At 64.7% G+C, this 16,381-nt stretch carries 11 protein-coding genes; 5 read left to right on the forward strand and 6 right to left on the reverse strand.

Translation table 11 applies throughout. From position 1 onward, the window contains the following. Positions 1-74 precede the first annotated feature (74 nt). From galA to MRBLMU1_RS15435, 4 genes are all read right to left on the reverse strand, one after another. The gene (gene galA / locus MRBLMU1_RS15420; RefSeq protein ID WP_363502845.1) at positions 75-2,942 is read right to left on the reverse strand and encodes a beta-galactosidase GalA; all 2,868 of its coding nucleotides are present in this window, start codon (positions 2,940-2,942) and stop codon (positions 75-77) included. Positions 2,943-3,106: 164 nt separating this feature from the next. Continuing rightward, positions 3,107-5,737 (reverse strand): TonB-dependent receptor, encoded by a 2,631-nt coding sequence (locus MRBLMU1_RS15425; protein WP_363502847.1) that lies wholly within the window; start codon positions 5,735-5,737, stop codon positions 3,107-3,109. A 189-nt stretch (positions 5,738-5,926) separates the two neighbouring features. After that, the gene (locus tag MRBLMU1_RS15430) at positions 5,927-6,889 is read right to left on the reverse strand and encodes a LysR substrate-binding domain-containing protein (protein ID WP_363502849.1); all 963 of its coding nucleotides are present in this window, start codon (positions 6,887-6,889) and stop codon (positions 5,927-5,929) included. A 49-nt stretch (positions 6,890-6,938) separates the two neighbouring features. Beyond that, positions 6,939-7,895, reverse strand: a complete 957-nt coding sequence (locus tag MRBLMU1_RS15435) for an SMP-30/gluconolactonase/LRE family protein (protein ID WP_363502851.1) — start codon at positions 7,893-7,895, stop codon at positions 6,939-6,941. 219 nt (positions 7,896-8,114) lie between these two features. Here MRBLMU1_RS15435 and dgoD point away from each other — a divergent pair, with 219 nt between their 5' ends. From dgoD to MRBLMU1_RS15460, 5 genes are all read left to right on the forward strand, one after another. Then, positions 8,115-9,263, forward strand: coding sequence for a galactonate dehydratase (gene dgoD / locus MRBLMU1_RS15440; protein ID WP_363502853.1), 1,149 nt, complete (start codon positions 8,115-8,117; stop codon positions 9,261-9,263). Between the two features lie 185 nt (positions 9,264-9,448). Beyond that, positions 9,449-10,438 (forward strand): arabinose ABC transporter substrate-binding protein, encoded by a 990-nt coding sequence (locus MRBLMU1_RS15445; RefSeq protein WP_363502855.1) that lies wholly within the window; start codon positions 9,449-9,451, stop codon positions 10,436-10,438. A gap of 3 nt (positions 10,439-10,441) precedes the next feature. Continuing rightward, a complete protein-coding gene (araG, locus tag MRBLMU1_RS15450) occupies positions 10,442-11,995 on the forward strand; it encodes an L-arabinose ABC transporter ATP-binding protein AraG (RefSeq protein ID WP_363502857.1) in 1,554 nt (517 codons plus the stop codon). Then, positions 11,992-12,975, forward strand: coding sequence for an L-arabinose ABC transporter permease AraH (gene araH / locus MRBLMU1_RS15455; RefSeq protein ID WP_363502859.1), 984 nt, complete (start codon positions 11,992-11,994; stop codon positions 12,973-12,975). The genes araG and araH overlap by 4 nt, the downstream gene beginning before the upstream one ends. Positions 12,976-13,042: 67 nt before the next feature. Continuing rightward, positions 13,043-13,816: an SDR family oxidoreductase gene (locus MRBLMU1_RS15460; protein ID WP_363502861.1), complete on the forward strand. Its 774-nt coding sequence runs from the start codon at positions 13,043-13,045 to the stop codon at positions 13,814-13,816. A gap of 24 nt (positions 13,817-13,840) precedes the next feature. Here MRBLMU1_RS15460 and MRBLMU1_RS15465 read toward each other — a convergent pair whose 3' ends face one another. Together MRBLMU1_RS15465 and MRBLMU1_RS15470 are read right to left on the reverse strand one after the other, a co-directional pair. Continuing rightward, positions 13,841-15,181 (reverse strand): MFS transporter, encoded by a 1,341-nt coding sequence (locus tag MRBLMU1_RS15465; RefSeq protein ID WP_363502863.1) that lies wholly within the window; start codon positions 15,179-15,181, stop codon positions 13,841-13,843. A 9-nt stretch (positions 15,182-15,190) separates the two neighbouring features. After that, a complete protein-coding gene (locus MRBLMU1_RS15470) occupies positions 15,191-16,315 on the reverse strand; it encodes an ROK family transcriptional regulator (RefSeq protein WP_363502865.1) in 1,125 nt (374 codons plus the stop codon). Positions 16,316-16,381: the final 66 nt, after the last annotated feature.

The raw sequence follows: 16,381 nt of genomic DNA on the forward strand, positions 1-16,381 counted from the left end.
TTTGGGGCTGCGGCAACGCGATTTAATTAATGGCTAAGAATACAAGACACAATCTTATTACTTTACCAGCCTCATTACTTTACCCGCGGCTCGATCGTGACGTGGCCTTCGATGCCGCTGCCCTGCCCGGGCTCGGCTTCGACGATCACGTTGATCTCGCGCTTGCCGGTGCCCGCCGGCAACGGCAGGTCCAGCGGCGCGGGCGCGTAGCCGTCCTTCTTGCCAACGAGAGCGCCGTCGATCCACACCTCGGCCTTGCCACGGATGCCGCCGAAGCGGATCAGGCCGTTGCCGTTGGCGAGGTTCTTGCGCGGCGTGAAGCTGGAGCGGTACAGGTGGTACTTGGCACCGGCGTCGGCCCACAGCGGCGGCGAGCCCCAGCCCCAGGTATTCATGTCGAAGCCGGCCAGTTTCTGGTTCGGGTCCGGACGCTGGTCGCTGACCGGCGCCACGCGCCAGCTGCGCACAAAGGTGGTCGGCGCGTCGGCGCTGGCGACGAACGGCTCGGGCGCCACCGCCTTGACCGGAATCGAGATCTTCGCCGCACCCAGGCCCGGCGCCGTGGCGACCACGTTGACCGGTTCCTTGCTGTCCCAGTTGGTCTGCACGATCAGCTGCGCCAGGCCGTTGAACAGGCGTCGCGTCGCACCCTTCTCGTCCTCGTGCGAAGTCGGATCGCCGTTGCCGTGACCGATCGAGCGGCCGCCGCCCGTCACTTCGAAGGTGACGCTGGCGTCGGCCAGCGGCACCGCGCGGCCTTGCGCGTCGAGCGCGCGCACGGTGATCGGCATGGCGTCGCGGCCATCGCCGGCAAGCTGCGCGCGGTCCGGCACCAGCTCCAGCGCGACGGCGCCGCCGGTGGTCTCCACCGACGTGCGCGCCACCTCTTTGCCACCGCGATAACCGACCGCCTCCAGCTTACCCGGTGCGTAGGCGACGTTGAAGAAGTTCATGCGGAACGGATCGACCTTCTGCTCGCCCAGCGCTTTGCCGTTCAACAGCAGCTGCACCTTTTCGACGTTGGCCATCACCATCACGCGGATGTCCTTGCCCTCGCTGCCGCTCCAGTTCCAGTGTGGCGCGATGTGGATCAGCGGACGGTCCTTGATCCACTGGACCTGGTGGATGTAGTAGGCGTTCTTGGGGAAGCCGTTCAAGTCCATGATGCCGAACACCGAGCTGACGGCCGGCCAATCGTTCGGCGTCGGTTCGCCGCGATAATCGAAGCCGGTCCAGACGAAACCGCCGGCCACGTAAGGACGGGTGGCGATCGCCTCCCACGCGTCGCGGTGGGTATTGCCCCACTGGGCCGCGTCGCTCAAGTCATCGTAGCTGGCGATGATGCCCTTTTCCTTGATGGTCTTGAACTCGCCGCGCGTCATGAAGGCCGACGTGTCCTCCGAGCTGGTGAACGGCTTGTTCGGGAACGCCTTGTGATAGCGGTCGTAGTCCGGCACCTGGTAGTTGGCGCCGACCACATCGACCGCGTGCGAGACATTCAGGTCGCTGAAGAAGCCACCATTCATCGCCGCGGTCACCGGACGCGTATCGTCCAACGATTTGACCACGGCCGCCATGCGGCGCACCATCTCGTAGCCCACTTCGGAACCCTGCACCGGCTCCTCGTTAAACACCGACCACAGGATGATGCCCGGATGGTGGCGGTCGCGCTTGACCATCCACTCCAGCTGCTTCATGTAGTCCGGCGACGGATTGAAGTTGCGGTTCTCGTCCATGACGACAAAGCCCATGCGGTCGACCATGTCCAGCACTTCGGCGGCCGGCGCGTTGTGCGAGAAGCGGATCGCGTTCACGCCCAGTTCCTTCAGGCGGCGCAGACGGTATTCCCACACCGAATCTGGAATCGCCACGCCGACGCCGGCGTGGTCCTGGTGGATGCACACGCCCTGCAGCTTGAGGTGCTGGCCGTTCAGGAAGAAACCCTGCTGCGCGTCGAAGCGGATGGTGCGGAAGCCGGTATGCAGCGACACCTCGTCCTGCGCCTTGCCGTCCTGGATCACGCGCGTGGTGACGCGATACAGATTGGTCTTCTCGATCGACCACAGGGCCGGATCGTTGATGGAGAACGGCAGCTTGACGACGGCGTCTTTCAGCACGCCGACCGAGGCCTTGGCGGTCTGGCGGCCGACCTGTTTGCCGGCCGGGTCGAACAACGTGACCTCGACGGTGACGTCGGAGACCTTTTTGCCGCTGTTGTTGACGGTGACTTCCACCGGCAGCGTCCATTGTTTGCCTTTACCGGCGCGCGGCACGGCGTACACGCCGTCGGTCGCCACGTGCACCGGCGCGCGCTTGACCAGCCACGCGTGGCGGTACATGCCGGCGCCCTCGTACCACCAGCCCTCCATCGCCTCCGCGTCGGCGCGGATCGAGATGGTGTTGAGCGAGTCGCCGTAGTTCAGGTATGGCGTGATGTCGATGTTGCTGGCGTTGTAGCCGGACCAGTTGCGGTTGACCACATTGCCGTTGACCCAGACCGTGGCGTGGGTGGCGATGGCGTCGAACTGCAGCTCGAAATGGCGGCCGCGATCGGCCGGATCTACCTTCAGGTAGCGGCGATACCAGCCAATGCCGCGCGGACGATAGCCCTGCGAGATATTGGCCTTCTGGTCGAACGGACCTTCGACGGCCCAATCGTGCGGCAGGTCGAGACGGCGCCAGTCGGAATCGTCGAATTCGGTGCCGGCCGCGCCGGGCGCGTTGCCGGCCTTGGCGTTGCTATACGATTCCTCGTGACCGACGATGGGCGGCTGGACGACGTCGCCCAGATGGAACAACCAGCCGCGATCGAGCGACAGACGCTCGCGCCCCGCTTTGATGTCGGGCTTGGTGGAAGTGTTGGACGCATGGGCGGACACACACGCCGCCAGCAGCATAACGGCGGCGCCAAAGCCCCGCCAATTGAAGATGTTGGAATTCAAATTGGACTCCCGGTAGGCGAAACCCGCAAACCTGGGGTCGTACCCGGTTGGGTACGACCCCGCATTGCTGTGCGGGTTAAAAAAAAACGGAGCAGCGCTCTCACGCACCGCTCCGTAAAACCACGATAAAAAAGTTACAAGGGACTACAGCAAAACAGATTCAATTACAGCTTGAACGACAGACCCAGGTTGAAGCGGCGGCCGAATTCGGTCACTTCCTGCTGCACAGGGATGTTCGCGCTGGTGTAGACGGCCTTCTGGTTGGTCAGGTTGTCGATACCGAAGCGCAGCTGGATGTTAGGCGTCAGTTGCTTGGCCAGGTTCAAGGTCAGATAGGTCTCGGCCTCGTTCTCGATCAACTGACCCGCGTTCCAGGTCGGATTGCGCACGAAGGCGCTCTTGTAGTTGGCCGACAGACGCGCTTCGTAACCGGCTTTTTCGTACCACAGGGTCACGCCGCCGTTGTGCTTCATCAGGCCTTCGATCGGAAACGGATTGACCGATGGCGTGGCTTCGCGGATGTTACTGGTCGTGTAAGCGTAGTTGCTGGCGACGCCCAGGCCGTCGAACGGTGCCGGCAGGCCGGTGAACGCTTGCTGATACACCAGCTCGATGCCGCGAATATCGCCGCCGTCGCCGTTGATCGACCGCGTCACGGTCGCCGGACGGCCGTTGATGACGGTGGTGTCGCTGGTCAGGGCGATGTAGCGCTGGACCTTCTTGTAGAACGCGCCGGCCGACAGCAGCGAACCTTTCGAGAAGTACCACTGGTAAGCCAGATCGACCTGGTTGGCCATCATCGGCTTCAGCTCGGGATTACCCGCGCTGCCGGTGGTCGGCTGCGTCGAATCGGCAACCACGTTCAGGTTGCGCGAGGCGCGCATTTCATCCATCGGCGCGCGCGACATGGCGCGGGCCAGGCTGAAACGGATCTGGTGTTCCTGCTTCTCGTCCAGGTTGAAGATGGTGTTCAGGCTAGGCAGGATCTCGGTGTACGAGGTGCCGCCTTCGACGTCGGTCGGCGCCGCGCCGTTGACCGACTGCATGCCGTAGCCGGTCTGCTTGGTGTGCACCACGCGCACGCCGACGTTGCCGCGATAGGTCTTGCCGAAGGCTTCGCCATCGAGGTCGCCCTGGATGAAGGCCGAGGTGCTGCGCTCCTTGACCTTCCAGCCCGACAGCAGGTCGTTCTGGGTCTGCGGACGGCCGTCTGGATTGAAGGCGTTGGGACCGAAGGCCGCCGCGGTGCTGGCGCCGAAGTCCTTCAGCACGAAGTACGAAGGGAAGCCATCGACGTTGACGGTCTCGTAAGCCGAAGCCGGGATCGCCGAGGTCTGCGACAGCTGCCAGGTGGTCTGGCGATAGCTCTTCTCGCGATCGGTGGCGCGCACGCCGACCTTGATGCGGCTGATGATGCTGTTCTCGATCGGACGCGCGGCGGTGACCGACGCGGCGTTCAGCAGATCCTTGATATGGCCATCGGTGTCGACGTACAGGGTCGGCGCCTCGAAGTTGGCAGGGTTGCCGGTGTCGATGCCGCCGAAGTTGTAGCTCTGGCGCTCATCGCCGGTGAACGACCAGTTGATCGACACTGGAATGCTGCCCAGCGAGTTCTGACGCAGATCACGCCACTGGCTGCTGCGCAGCGCGTGGGAGGTCGACAGATCGGTTTCGACTTTCCAGTCGCCGATGTTGACCTTGGCGTTCAAGCCACTGGCCGAGACGCTGCTGTCCTGGATCCAGTGCGCGTCGTTATTGATCACGCGCGACCAGTTCAAGGTGCCGCCGGCGACGTAGCCGTTGCGGACGTCCAGGTTGCTGAAGTTGCTCGAGTTGCCGCCGTCCCAGTTGCCCATGTCGCCGGTCCAGTGCTGCATCTGGGCTTCGTCGATGGCGGTCTTGGCGTAATAGGTGTCGGCGGTGATCAGGACGTCGTTGTTCGGTTTCCATTCGACTTTACCCAGCACGCTGCTGCGCTTGTTGCTGCCACGGCGCACGTCGTCCTGGAAGCCCCAAGGGGTCTTGTCGATCTTGCCGTCGCCGTTGATGTCGGCCGAATTGTTCTCATTGAAGCCCCAGTGGCGCACGTTCTTCTGCACCGAAGGCTGGTCCTGGTAGCTGAACGCGATGGCCGCGCCCAGGGTCTTGTTCAGGAACTGATCGACGTAGATGCCGCCCACGCGTGGCGCCACCTTGTCGGCGCCGGCGATGTCCTTGGCCAGCGCGTAGTACAGCGCGTCGGTTTTGAACGACAGCTGGCGGCCGGCGTACTTCAACGGCGAGACGGTTTGCAGATCGATGGTGGTGGCGATGCCGCCTTCGGCGATTTCGGCGTTCTGCGTTTTATAGACGGTGGCGCCGGTCACCGACTCCGACGGGAACTGCTCGAAACGCACGGCGCGGTTAGGCTCCGACGACGCCAGTTCGCGGCCGTTCAGGGTGGCGCCGATGAAGCGTGGGCCCATGCCGCGCGCGACGATCTGCGACGCATTGCCACGATCGAGGCCGGACGACAGGCCAGGCAAGCGCGCCAGCGATTCGGCGATGGTGGTGTCAGGCAGCTTGCCGATGTCTTCCGACGATACGACTTCCACCATGCTGTTGCTGGCTTCCTTGGCCGCCAGCGCGTTGCGCACGGAGGCGCGGATACCGGTCACGTTCACTTGCTGGATCTCGCCGGCGGCCGGCGCGGCCGGTGCGGGTGTTGCTGCGGCTTCTTGCGCAAAGGCCTGCTGCGCCATCAACGGGGTCGTGAAAAGCGTGGCGATCAGCCAGCTCATTTTCTTGTGCTTCATGTGCATCTCCAGTGTTTGTATTAGTTCCGTCTCTGATACAGAGCGGACGGATAGACTGGATGCTATCGGAAACACTAGTTCGAAAGCCAATAGCTAATTGCATTCTGCCCATATCAAGTTCGTATATCAGACATACACAATGGCACAAACGGCAATAGCTCGGCTGTGGAAACAGGAATGGAAAGAAGATTAAGCCGGCGCGTGATAATGCGGGTACATGCTGGCGGCGGCGTCGCGCAAAGCCAACAACATTGCATCCGCGCCAGGCGAGAGCTGGTGCCGTTTACGCGTGACGATGCCGAACGAATCCATGCTCACGCCCAGATCGAACGGCAGCACGGTCATCAGGCCGGCTTGCAGATACGCTTGCACGGCGTCGGCCGGAAGCGCTACCACCATGTCGCTGCTCATCAAAAGACTCGCGACGACCGGCAGATCCTGGGTCTCCACCGTCTCGCCGGGTTGCTCCAGGCCGTGCGATAAAAACAAGGCGGTCAGGCGGTCGCGCAGGATGCTGCCGGCCGGCGGCAGCACCCAGCACTGATGCATCAACTCTTCCAGTTGCAGGTCGGTGCGGCTGGCAAGCGGATGGCCGCTGCGCGCGATCAGCAGGTGCGGCTCGTCGGTCAGCGGTTCGAAATTGAGTTCGTCGGCGGCGGCCGTGTCGAGGATGCGGCCGACCACCAGATCGAGCTCGCCGCTGCGCAAGCGCTCCACCAGCACTTTGCTGGTCGACATCTTGACCGCGACATGCACCCGTGAATGGCGCGACTTGAGCAGGTTGATCGCCTTCGGCACCAGGCTGGTGGCCGGCGCCAGCACGGTGCCGATGCCCACGCGACCGCGCAGGCCGGACAACAGTTCCATCACCTCCTGGTGGGCCGCGTCCATTTCCGCCAGCGCCGCGCCGGCGCGCCGGATAAGTACTTTCCCGTACCAGGTCGGCGACACGCCGCGCGAGAGGCGCTCGAACAGCTGGACGCCGAGCGCGTGTTCAAGCTCGCCCAGTAATTTGGACGCACCTGGTTGAGTCAGGTTGGCGGCTTGCGCCGCGTGTGCGATGGAGCCGTGACGGCCCAGTTCTACCAGCAAGACCAGATGGCGGGTTTTCAGGTGGGAACGAACAAAGCGATCTGAGCGGGAATCGGTCATATGGGTGATTATTTTGAGCGCCCATCATATATGGCGGGCTGGTGCAGCGTCAATCACCGATGGAAGGTCCCGGCAGGACGGCGAAGCGGGCGGGGCCGCCATCGTCGAACGGCACGTCCGGCACGCCCCTGGGCGGATGGCGCGCCAGATCGGCCGGCAAATCGGGCGCCAGGTCCGGCGGCAGGCCGTACAGGCCGCCGTTCGCGCCCAGCACCAGCAGCTGGCGCAGGCCTTCGCCGCCGAAGGCCACGCCGACCGCCGCCTCGCGCGCCATGCCGATGCGGCGCAGCGCGCCGCCGTGTGGCGCATATTGCACCAGGGCGCCGCCCTGCACGCTCCACAGCCGGTCGCCGCTGTCGACGACGGCCGCGCCGGCCCCGGGCGCCAGCACCGGCGCAAACGTTTTCACATTGGCCACCTTGGCGCGCTCGGCGTCATATTCGCATTGCATGATGCCGCCCTCGGCCGTGTCGGCGAAGTACATGCGCCGGCCATCCTTGCTGAAGGCGATGCCGCCGGCCCGCACCACCACCGGCAACGCCAGCCGGCGCAGCCCGTGCCGTTGCGAATACTGGTAGAAGCTGCCGATGGGACGCTGGTCGCTGGCCGTGTTGGCGGTGCCGAAGACGAAATTGCCGCCCCGGTCGGTGCAGCCGTCGCTGATGCTGGTGCGCGGCTCGGCCGCGTCGACGGTGAGCAGGACCTGGCTTTGCAGCGGGCGGCTGGCCTGCCCCGGCGCCGGCAAGTCGACCATGCCGAGGCGTTTGCCCTGTCCCAGCAGCACGCGGCCGGAGGTGCAGCACGCCATCACGCAGGCGTTTTCCTGCAGGCGCAGGCCGCTGGGCATGCCGGCCGGGGCCGGCCAGGCATACAACTGGCCGCCCTGCGGATCCGGCCAGCGCCAGCAGCGCCCGGCGGGGTCCCAGCGCAGGGCGCTGCCCGCCTGGCCGACGCGCAGCAGCATGATGCCAGGGGTCGACGCGACATGCGTACTGGTATCGATCATGCTGGCCGCGCTCCCGGAGTATTGAGTGCTGCCAGTCTAATGGGACAAGAAATAAAATTGATATGAATTTACCACTATCAGCTATGCTGATATCAGATAGCAGCCTGGCTTATTTCTGCTATTCGATAATGATATGGCTTGTGTTGAATTAATCATATTTCCTGTCTAGGCGGGAAGCTTAGACTGAAGCCTGTTCCCTGAACTTATTCTTCTTCTCCTATGAAAATCACCAAACTGACGACCTACCGTGTTCCACCGCGCTGGATGCTGCTGAAAATCGAGACCGATGAAGGCGTGGTCGGCTGGGGCGAACCAGTCATCGAAGGCCGTGCGCGCACTGTGGAGACCGCCGTCCAGGAAATGGAATCGTATCTGATCGGCGCCGATCCGGCCCGCATCAACGACCTGTGGCAGACCATGTACCGCGCCGGTTTCTACCGCGGCGGCGCCATCCTGATGAGCGCCATCGCCGGTATCGACCAGGCGCTGTGGGACATCAAGGGCAAGGTGATGGGCAAGCCGGTGTACGAACTGCTGGGCGGCCTGGTGCGCGACCGCATGAAGATGTACAGCTGGGTGGGCGGCGACCGTCCGTCCGACATCATTGAACAGATCACCAAATTGAAAGCCGGCGGCTTCGATACTTTCAAGATGAATGGCACCGAAGAACTGGGCATGCTGGACACCTCGGCGGCCGTCGACAAGGCCGTGCAGCGCGTGGCGGAGATCCGCGAAGCGTTCGGCAACACCATCGAATTCGGCCTGGACTTCCACGGCCGCGTGGCCGCGCCGATGGCCAAGACCCTGTTGCGCGAACTGGAGCAGTTCCGTCCGTTGTTCGTCGAAGAACCGGTGCTGGCCGAGCAGGCTGAGTACTACGCCCGCCTGGCCGAAATGACGGCGATTCCGCTGGCGGCCGGCGAGCGCATGTACTCGCGCTTCGAATTCAAGAACGTGTTCGCGGCCGGCGGCCTGTCGATCGTGCAGCCGGACCTGTCGCACGCCGGCGGCATCACCGAGTGCCTGAAGATCGCCTCGATGGCCGAAGCCTACGACATCACGCTGGCGCCGCACTGCCCTCTGGGTCCCGTGGCGCTGGCCTCGTGCCTGGCCGTCGACTTCGTGTCGTACAACGCCGTGCTGCAGGAACAGAGCATGGGCATCCACTACAACAAGGGCGGCGAGCTGCTCGACTACGTGATCAACAAGGAAGACTTCACGATCACCGACGGCTACTGCAAGCCGCTGCCTAAACCAGGTTTGGGCGTGGAAGTGGACGAGGAGCGCGTGATCGCCGCGAGCAAAAACGCACCCGACTGGCGCAACCCTGTATGGCGCCATGCGGATGGCAGCGTCGCCGAATGGTGATGCGGTAGTGAACGAGCCGGCGCTTCGACGCCGGCTTTTTTCTGCCCGTCGGGAAGCGGCGCTAGACCAAACCCGACACGCTTTTAGCGATACGCCCGCCGCGCCACTTAAGGGTCGTACCCCGAGGGGTACGACCCTGACCGGCAGTGCGGGTTAAAAAATTTAAAACAAATCGGAGACTTACCATGAAACGTACCTTGCTCGCCGCAGCATCGCTGTGCCTGATGGCCGCGACCCAACTCACCAGCGTCGCCCACGCGGCCGATCCGGTCAAGATCGGCTTCCTCGTCAAACAGGCCGAGGAGCCGTGGTTCCAGGACGAATGGCGCTACGCCGAGCAGGCGGCCAAGGACAAAGGCTTCACGCTGGTCAAGATCGGCATTCCCAACGGCGAGAAAATGATCGCCGCCATCGACAACCTGGCCGCGCAAAAAGCCCAGGGCTTCGTCATCTGCGCGCCGGACGTCAAGCTGGGCAAGGCCATCGAACGCTCCGCCAAGCGCAACAACCTGAAAGTGATCGCGGTCGACGACCGCCTGGTCGACGGCACCGGCAAGCCGATCGAATCGATCCCGTACATGGGCATCTCCGGCTACGCCATCGGCAAGCAGGTCGGCGAAGGCATCGCCGCCGAAGTCAAGAACCGCAAGTGGAACATCGCCGAAGTGGGCGTGATCCGGGTCGCCTACGACCAGCTGCCGACCGCCAAGGAACGCACCACCGGCGCCATCGACGCGCTCAAAGCCGCCGGCTTCCCGGCCGCGAACATCGTCGACGCGCCGCAAGCGAAGACCGACACCGAGAGCGCCTTCAACGCCGCCAACATCGCGTTGACCAAGAACGCCCGCTTCAAGCACTGGGTGGCCGTGGGCCTGAACGATGAAGCGGTGCTGGGCGCGGTGCGCGCCGCCGAAGGACGCGGCATCAAGGCCGATGCGATGGTCGGCGTCGGCATCGGCGGCGCCAAGGCCGCCGAGAATGAGCTGAACAAACCGGCGCCGACCGGCTTCTATGGCTCGGTGATGATCAGCGCCAAACAGCACGGCTACGAGACCTCGGTCAATATGTACAACTGGATCACTGGAAAAGGAACCCCGCCGGCCGAAGTGCTGACCAAGGGGATGCTGATGACGCGCGCCAACCAGGCCGACGTCCGCAAGCAAATGGGGATGTAGGCCATGGCCGCTTACCTCCAATTCGACGAGGTCTGCAAATTCTTCCCCGGCGTGAAAGCCCTGAACGGCGTGAGCTTCGACGCGCACGCCGGCCAGGTGCACGGCCTGCTGGGCGAGAACGGCGCGGGCAAGTCGACGCTGCTGAAGATCCTCGGCGGCCAGTACAAACCCGACGGCGGGCGCCTGATGGTCAACGGCGCCGAGTGCCGCTTCACCAGCGCCAAGGACGCCATCGGCGCCGGCATCGCCGTGATCCACCAGGAGCTGCAATACGTCCCCGAGCTGACGGTGGCGGAAAACGTGCTGCTGGGCCGCATGCCCACCCGTTTCGGCCTGCTGGACAAGCCCAAGGCGTATCGCATGGTGTCCGAGAAGCTGGCCGCCATCGGCGTCGACCTGGCGCCGGACGCCAAACTTGCAGATCTATCGATCGCGCAGCGCCAGATGGTGGAGATCTGCAAGGCCATCATGCAGGACGCGCAAGTCATCGCCTTCGACGAACCGACCAGCAGCCTGTCGCACCGCGAGACCGAGATCCTGTTCCGCCTCGTGCGCGAACTGCGCGCCGACGGCCGCACCCTGATCTACATCTCGCACCGGCTGGAGGAGCTGTACGCGCTGTGCGACGCCTGCACCATCTTCCGCGACGGCCGCAAGATCGTCACGCATCACGTCATGGCCGAAGTGCCGCGCGACCGGCTGATCAGCGACATGGTGGGCCGTGAACTGAGCGACATCTACGACTACCGTCCGCGCGCGCTCGGCGAGGAGCGCCTGAGGATACAGGGCCTCGACGGCCACCACATGAAAGGCCCGCAAAGCTTTTCCGTGCGCGGCGGCGAAGTGCTCGGCTTTTTCGGCCTGGTCGGCGCCGGCCGCAGCGAGTTGATGCGATTGCTGTACAACGCCGATCCACGCAGCGCCGGCCAGGTGACGCTCGACGGCGCGACCGTGCCGACGGGCGCGCCGACCGACGCCATCGCCGCTGGCATCGTCCTGTGTCCCGAGGACCGCAAGGAGCAAGGCATCCTGGCCACGGCCTCGGTGGCGGAGAACATCAACATCAGCGTGCGCCGCATCGACCTGCGCGCCGGCCTGTTCCTGCGCCATAAGAAGGAGGCGGCGCTGGCCGACGAATTCATCGCCCGCCTGCGCATCAAGACGCCCAACCGCCAGCAGGAGATCCGCCTGCTCTCCGGCGGCAACCAGCAGAAGGTGATCCTGGCGCGCTGGCTGGCCGAACCCGGGCTGAAAGTGCTGATCCTCGACGAACCGACGCGCGGCATCGACGTCGGCGCCAAGAACGACATCTACCGCATCATCCACGAGGTGGCCGAACGCGGTTGCTGCGTGATCGTCGTCTCGAGCGAACTGCCCGAGGTGCTGGGCATCTCGGACCGCGTGATCGTCATGCGCGAAGGCGCCATCTGCGGCGAACTGTCGCGCGCCGACGCGAGCGAAACCGAAGTGCTGCGCCTGGCGCTGCCCGATGCGACCGTCCCCGCTCCCACAGCCCCTATTGAAACTCCCGCCCTTCATACCCGGAGCATCGCATGAACGTCTCATCCATCAATCCCGCCGCCAAGCCGGCGGCTCCCCTGGTCTCGCGTCAATGGCTGATCGAATACAGCATGCCGCTGGCGTATGTCGTGCTGTTCGCGGTGCTGGCCGTCACCGTCGAGAACTTCTTCTCGGTGACCAACGTCGTCGGCCTGATGCTGTCGGTGGCGCAGATCGGCATGGTCGCCTGCACCATGATGCTGTGCCTCGCCTCGCGCGACTTCGATTTGTCGGTCGGCTCGACGATCGCCTTCGCCGGCGTGCTGGGCGCGATCGTGCTCGAACATAGCGGCAGCGTAGCGCTGGCCGTCGGCGCGGGCCTCGCGGCCGGCGCCATGATCGGCGCGCTCAATGGCGTGTTGATCGCCTATCTGCGTGTGAACGCCTTGATCGCCACGCTGGCGACGATGCTGATGGTGCGCGGCCTGGCCTTCATCGTCTCGCAGGGCCAGGCGGTCGGCATCAACAACGACGCCTTCATCGACTTCGGCGACACCCGCATCTTCGGCATGCCGCTGCCGGTGCTGATCTGCGCCTGCTGCTTCGTGGTGTTCGGCATTTTGCTGAACCAGACCGTCTTCGGCCGCAACACGTTGGCCATCGGCGGCAACCCGGAGGCGGCGCGCCTGGCCGGCGTGCGCGTCGAGAGGCTGCGCGTATGGATCTTCCTGCTGCAAGGCCTGGTGACCGCGATGGCGGGTCTGATCCTGGCCTCGCGCATCACCAGCGGCCAGCCGAACGCCGCGCAGGGTTTCGAGCTGGATGTGATCTCGGCGTGCGTGCTGGGCGGAGTCTCTCTCCAAGGCGGCAAGGCGCGCATCTTCGGCGTGCTGATCGGGGTGCTGATCATGGGGACGGTCGAAAACGTCATGAACCTGATGGACGTCGACGCGTTCTACCAGTATCTGATGCGCGGCGTGATCCTGCTGGTGGCGGTGCTGCTGGACCAGTTGAAGACGCGCGGCGAACGGCACTAAACCCGCAAAGCGTGATTCGCCGGGGTCGTACCCGTTGGGTACGACCCCATCTGTCTTGAGGTTATGCATGACAAACCGTTTATCGAACAAAGTCGCCATCGTCACCGGATCGACGCAAGGCATCGGCGCGGCCATTGCCCGCCGCTTTGCCGCTGAGGGCGCGATGGTCACCCTCAACAGCCACCGCAACGACGACGACGCGCGCGCCATGGCCGAAGAACTCGGCCCCGAACGCGCCCTCTTCATCGAAGCCGACGTCTCCAACCGCGCCGCGATGGAAATGCTGGTCGCGCGCACCGTGGAGCGCTTCGGCAAAGTCGACATCCTGATCAACAACGCCGGCATGAACGTCTTCGGCGATCCGCTAGCCCTGAGCGACGAGGACTGGAAACGCTGCTTCGCCGTCGATCTGGAGGGCGCCTGGAACGCCGCGCGCGCGGTGCTGCCGGCCATGCTGGCGCAAGGCGGCGGCAGCATCGTCAACATCGCCTCGGTCCACGGCCACAAGATCATCCCCGGCTGCTTCCCCTACCCGGTCGCCAAGCACGCGCTGATCGGCCTCACGCGCGCGCTGGGCCTGGAGTACGCCGCGCGCGGCATCCGCGTCAACTCGATCTCGCCGGGGCTGATCGTCACCGACATGGTCGAACGCCACTTCGCCGGCTTCCCGGACCCGGAGGCCGAACGCGCCCGCCAGGCCGCGCTGCTGCCCTGCAAACGCCTCGGCACGCCGGAGGAAGTCGCCGCCACCGCGCTGTTCCTCGCCAGCGACGAAGCGCCGTTCATCAACGCCACCGACATCCTGATCGACGGCGGCCGTTCGCAGCTCTATCACGAGTAAGGCGCGATCCGGCCCCACCGGCCGCTATGCCGACCTGTTGTTCGCCCGCACCACGCGGGCATGCGCCCTGTGCCCGATCGCGAGCCGCCGCAAGGTCAGGATGGCCACCAGCGAACCCATAATCGGAATGCCGTAGGCAAGCAGCTTCATACCCTGGATCACGGACTCGGACTGCGCCACGCCGGGCACATAGCCCAACCGCTCCAAGGTCCAGCCCACCGTCGCCAGCGATGCCGCGCTGCCCGCCTTGAGTATGACCAGGATGGTGGCGAAAGTGGCCGTCTCGCGCCGCTCGCCGTGGCGGAATTCCGCGAAATCGGTGATGTCAGCCAATATCCCCCACGGCAGCATGAACACGCCGCCGAAGCCGATGCCGATCAACAGCGCCGACGTGGTCAGCAACCATGGCGTGGCGCCCGCCATCGCAAAACACAAAACGCCGCAGATGGCGACACCGTGGCTGATTGCAAGCAACGAGGTCTTGTCGCGGGACCGGACGAGAAAAATCCACAGCGCGGCGCCGGCCAGTTGGCCCAAGGTGATGGTCAGCAGGACCGGGCCGGCGAGGCCGGGCTGCTTCAACACATATGTCGCGATATGCAGCATCATTTTGCCGAACACCGGAATCGCGAATCCGGTCATCAACGCGATGACGGCGATGGCCCCGAACAACCTGTCCAGCTTGGGCAGGAAGACTATCCTCGCCGATGGCCTCGGCCGCCGTTCGCCAGCCAAGCCCTCTTCCCTCGCCGACCAGGCCGCGAAAAACATGACGGCACAGAACACCAGCCCGCCCGCCATGCCCAACAGGGACAATTGACCGGCGGTGGCGCGCTGGCCGGCGGCGCCCATGAAGGGCACCAGCACCGTGGCGATGACCACGCTTGCCGCCGAGCTGAACACGGTGCGGTAACCCGAAGCGCGGCCGCGCGCGCGGCTGTCGGTCGCCACCCGCGCGAGCAGGCTGTTGTGCGGAACGTCGATGATCGCGTACGCCGCGCGAAAGAAGATGATGACCAGCGCGATCACCGTGATGTTCGCCGGCGCCAGCGCGGGCAGGCTGTAAATGAGGGCGAACGCGGCCGCGCATGGCGGCGCGCCCAGGGCGATCAGCCGCCGGTAGGCGGTTCCCCTGTTTTGCGCCCAGGCGGCCAACAAGCCGGCGCCCAGGTCGAGCACCAGATCGGCGGCGAAGACCATCAGCATCAACAGGCCGACCCGTTGCGGGGCGATTCCCAGCAGGTCCGTGAGCAGAAACAGCAAGGTCACGTCCACGCTGCCGAGCAACAGGTTCTTGCCGAAGTTGCCGCTTGAGTACCCGATCAAATACCGGTCCGTCGTCAGCGTCGCGCGCAAACGTCCCATGAGCAGCCCCTACCAGAAGGAAACAGTGGTCGACGCGTGGATCGGCAGCAGCGCCGCGCCCAGCGCGATCGAGCTGCCGCCCAGGCGCGAGACGCGGATTTCGGTCGGCTGCCGGTGTCCCGGCCAGCGCAACTGGCCATGGTTCAGCCTGGCGGCGAGACGTGCCATGACGGAGGCCGGCAGCGGACTGGAAAAGACGATCTCGCCCGGATCGAACCATGCGATCGCGCTGTTGACCACCGATTCCAGCTGCCCGGCCGCCCGGTCCAGCCAGCGTTCGATCACCGCCTCGTGGCCGGCGCAGGCCTCGTCGAAATGGGCGATCGACTGGACCGCGCAGCCCGCCTCGCGCAACACCGACAGCAGGTCCATGGTGGTGGGGCGCGGCCGGTCCATCGGATACAAGCCGCCGATCTCGGCCGCGCCGCCGAACTCGCCCTTGAGCAGGCGCCCATCCTCGATGACGCCCGCCCCGATGCCATACCCCAGCAGGAACACCACCACCGTCGAGGAGCGGCGTATCGTATCGTTCAGATAGTACTCGGCCAGCGCCGAGGCGTTGGCGTCGTTTTCCAGCATGGTCGGCAAGCCCAGGGCGTCGTCGAGAATGCGGCGCAGCGGCACGCCGCGCCAGCCCGGCAGGTCGTTGACGACATTCCATTCATCGCCGTCGCGCCCCCGGGGCGGGCCCGGCAGGCCGACGCCGACGCCGAGAAACCGCCCGCCCAGCAGCCGGTGCTTGACCGCCAGCCCGGTGATGCGTTGCTCCAGCAGTTGCGCGAAGCCGAGCGGGTCCGGCGCGCCGACCTCCTCGCTGGTCAGCGAGATGACGCCGCCCGCATAGTCGACCAGGGCGATTTCCAACACCCCCTTGTGCACCGTCGCCCCCACCGCGAAACCGCCGGCGGCCGAAATCGCCAACGGAACCGTCGGACGTCCACGGCCGCTCGCGTCGGACGAGGCCTGCTCTTCGACCAGGCCCATGCTGATCAAATTGCGCGACAACTTGGTCAACGCCGAATTACTGACCTGCAGCGCCATCGACAGCTCGGTGCGCGGCAACGGCCCCTTCGTCCTGAGCTCCCATAACAAACGTTTTTCTTCTGAAGACAGTTTTAACCGCGCAATTTTCATACAGTTATTTATATAAAGATAATTCCTGTAACACGCTTGTCATATTCTATTTATTTTACAAGTAAT

This window comes from Burkholderia sp. LMU1-1-1.1 (assembly GCF_040675865.1).
In the GTDB taxonomy this organism is placed as follows: domain Bacteria; phylum Pseudomonadota; class Gammaproteobacteria; order Burkholderiales; family Burkholderiaceae_D; genus Rugamonas.

Excerpts from the sequence above, each read along its gene's own strand:
- MRBLMU1_RS15425 (WP_363502847.1), bottom strand. The coding sequence starts at position 5,737 with ATGAAGCACAAGAAAATGAGCTGGCTGATCGCCACGCTTTTCACGACC.
- MRBLMU1_RS15430 (WP_363502849.1), bottom strand. The coding sequence starts at position 6,889 with ATGACCGATTCCCGCTCAGATCGCTTTGTTCGTTCCCACCTGAAAACC.
- MRBLMU1_RS15435 (WP_363502851.1), bottom strand. The coding sequence starts at position 7,895 with ATGATCGATACCAGTACGCATGTCGCGTCGACCCCTGGCATCATGCTG.
- dgoD (WP_363502853.1), top strand. The coding sequence starts at position 8,115 with ATGAAAATCACCAAACTGACGACCTACCGTGTTCCACCGCGCTGGATG.
- MRBLMU1_RS15445 (WP_363502855.1), top strand. The coding sequence starts at position 9,449 with ATGAAACGTACCTTGCTCGCCGCAGCATCGCTGTGCCTGATGGCCGCG.
- araG (WP_363502857.1), top strand. The coding sequence starts at position 10,442 with ATGGCCGCTTACCTCCAATTCGACGAGGTCTGCAAATTCTTCCCCGGC.
- araH (WP_363502859.1), top strand. The coding sequence starts at position 11,992 with ATGAACGTCTCATCCATCAATCCCGCCGCCAAGCCGGCGGCTCCCCTG.
- MRBLMU1_RS15460 (WP_363502861.1), top strand. The coding sequence starts at position 13,043 with ATGACAAACCGTTTATCGAACAAAGTCGCCATCGTCACCGGATCGACG.
- MRBLMU1_RS15465 (WP_363502863.1), bottom strand. The coding sequence starts at position 15,181 with ATGGGACGTTTGCGCGCGACGCTGACGACGGACCGGTATTTGATCGGG.
- MRBLMU1_RS15470 (WP_363502865.1), bottom strand. The coding sequence starts at position 16,315 with ATGAAAATTGCGCGGTTAAAACTGTCTTCAGAAGAAAAACGTTTGTTA.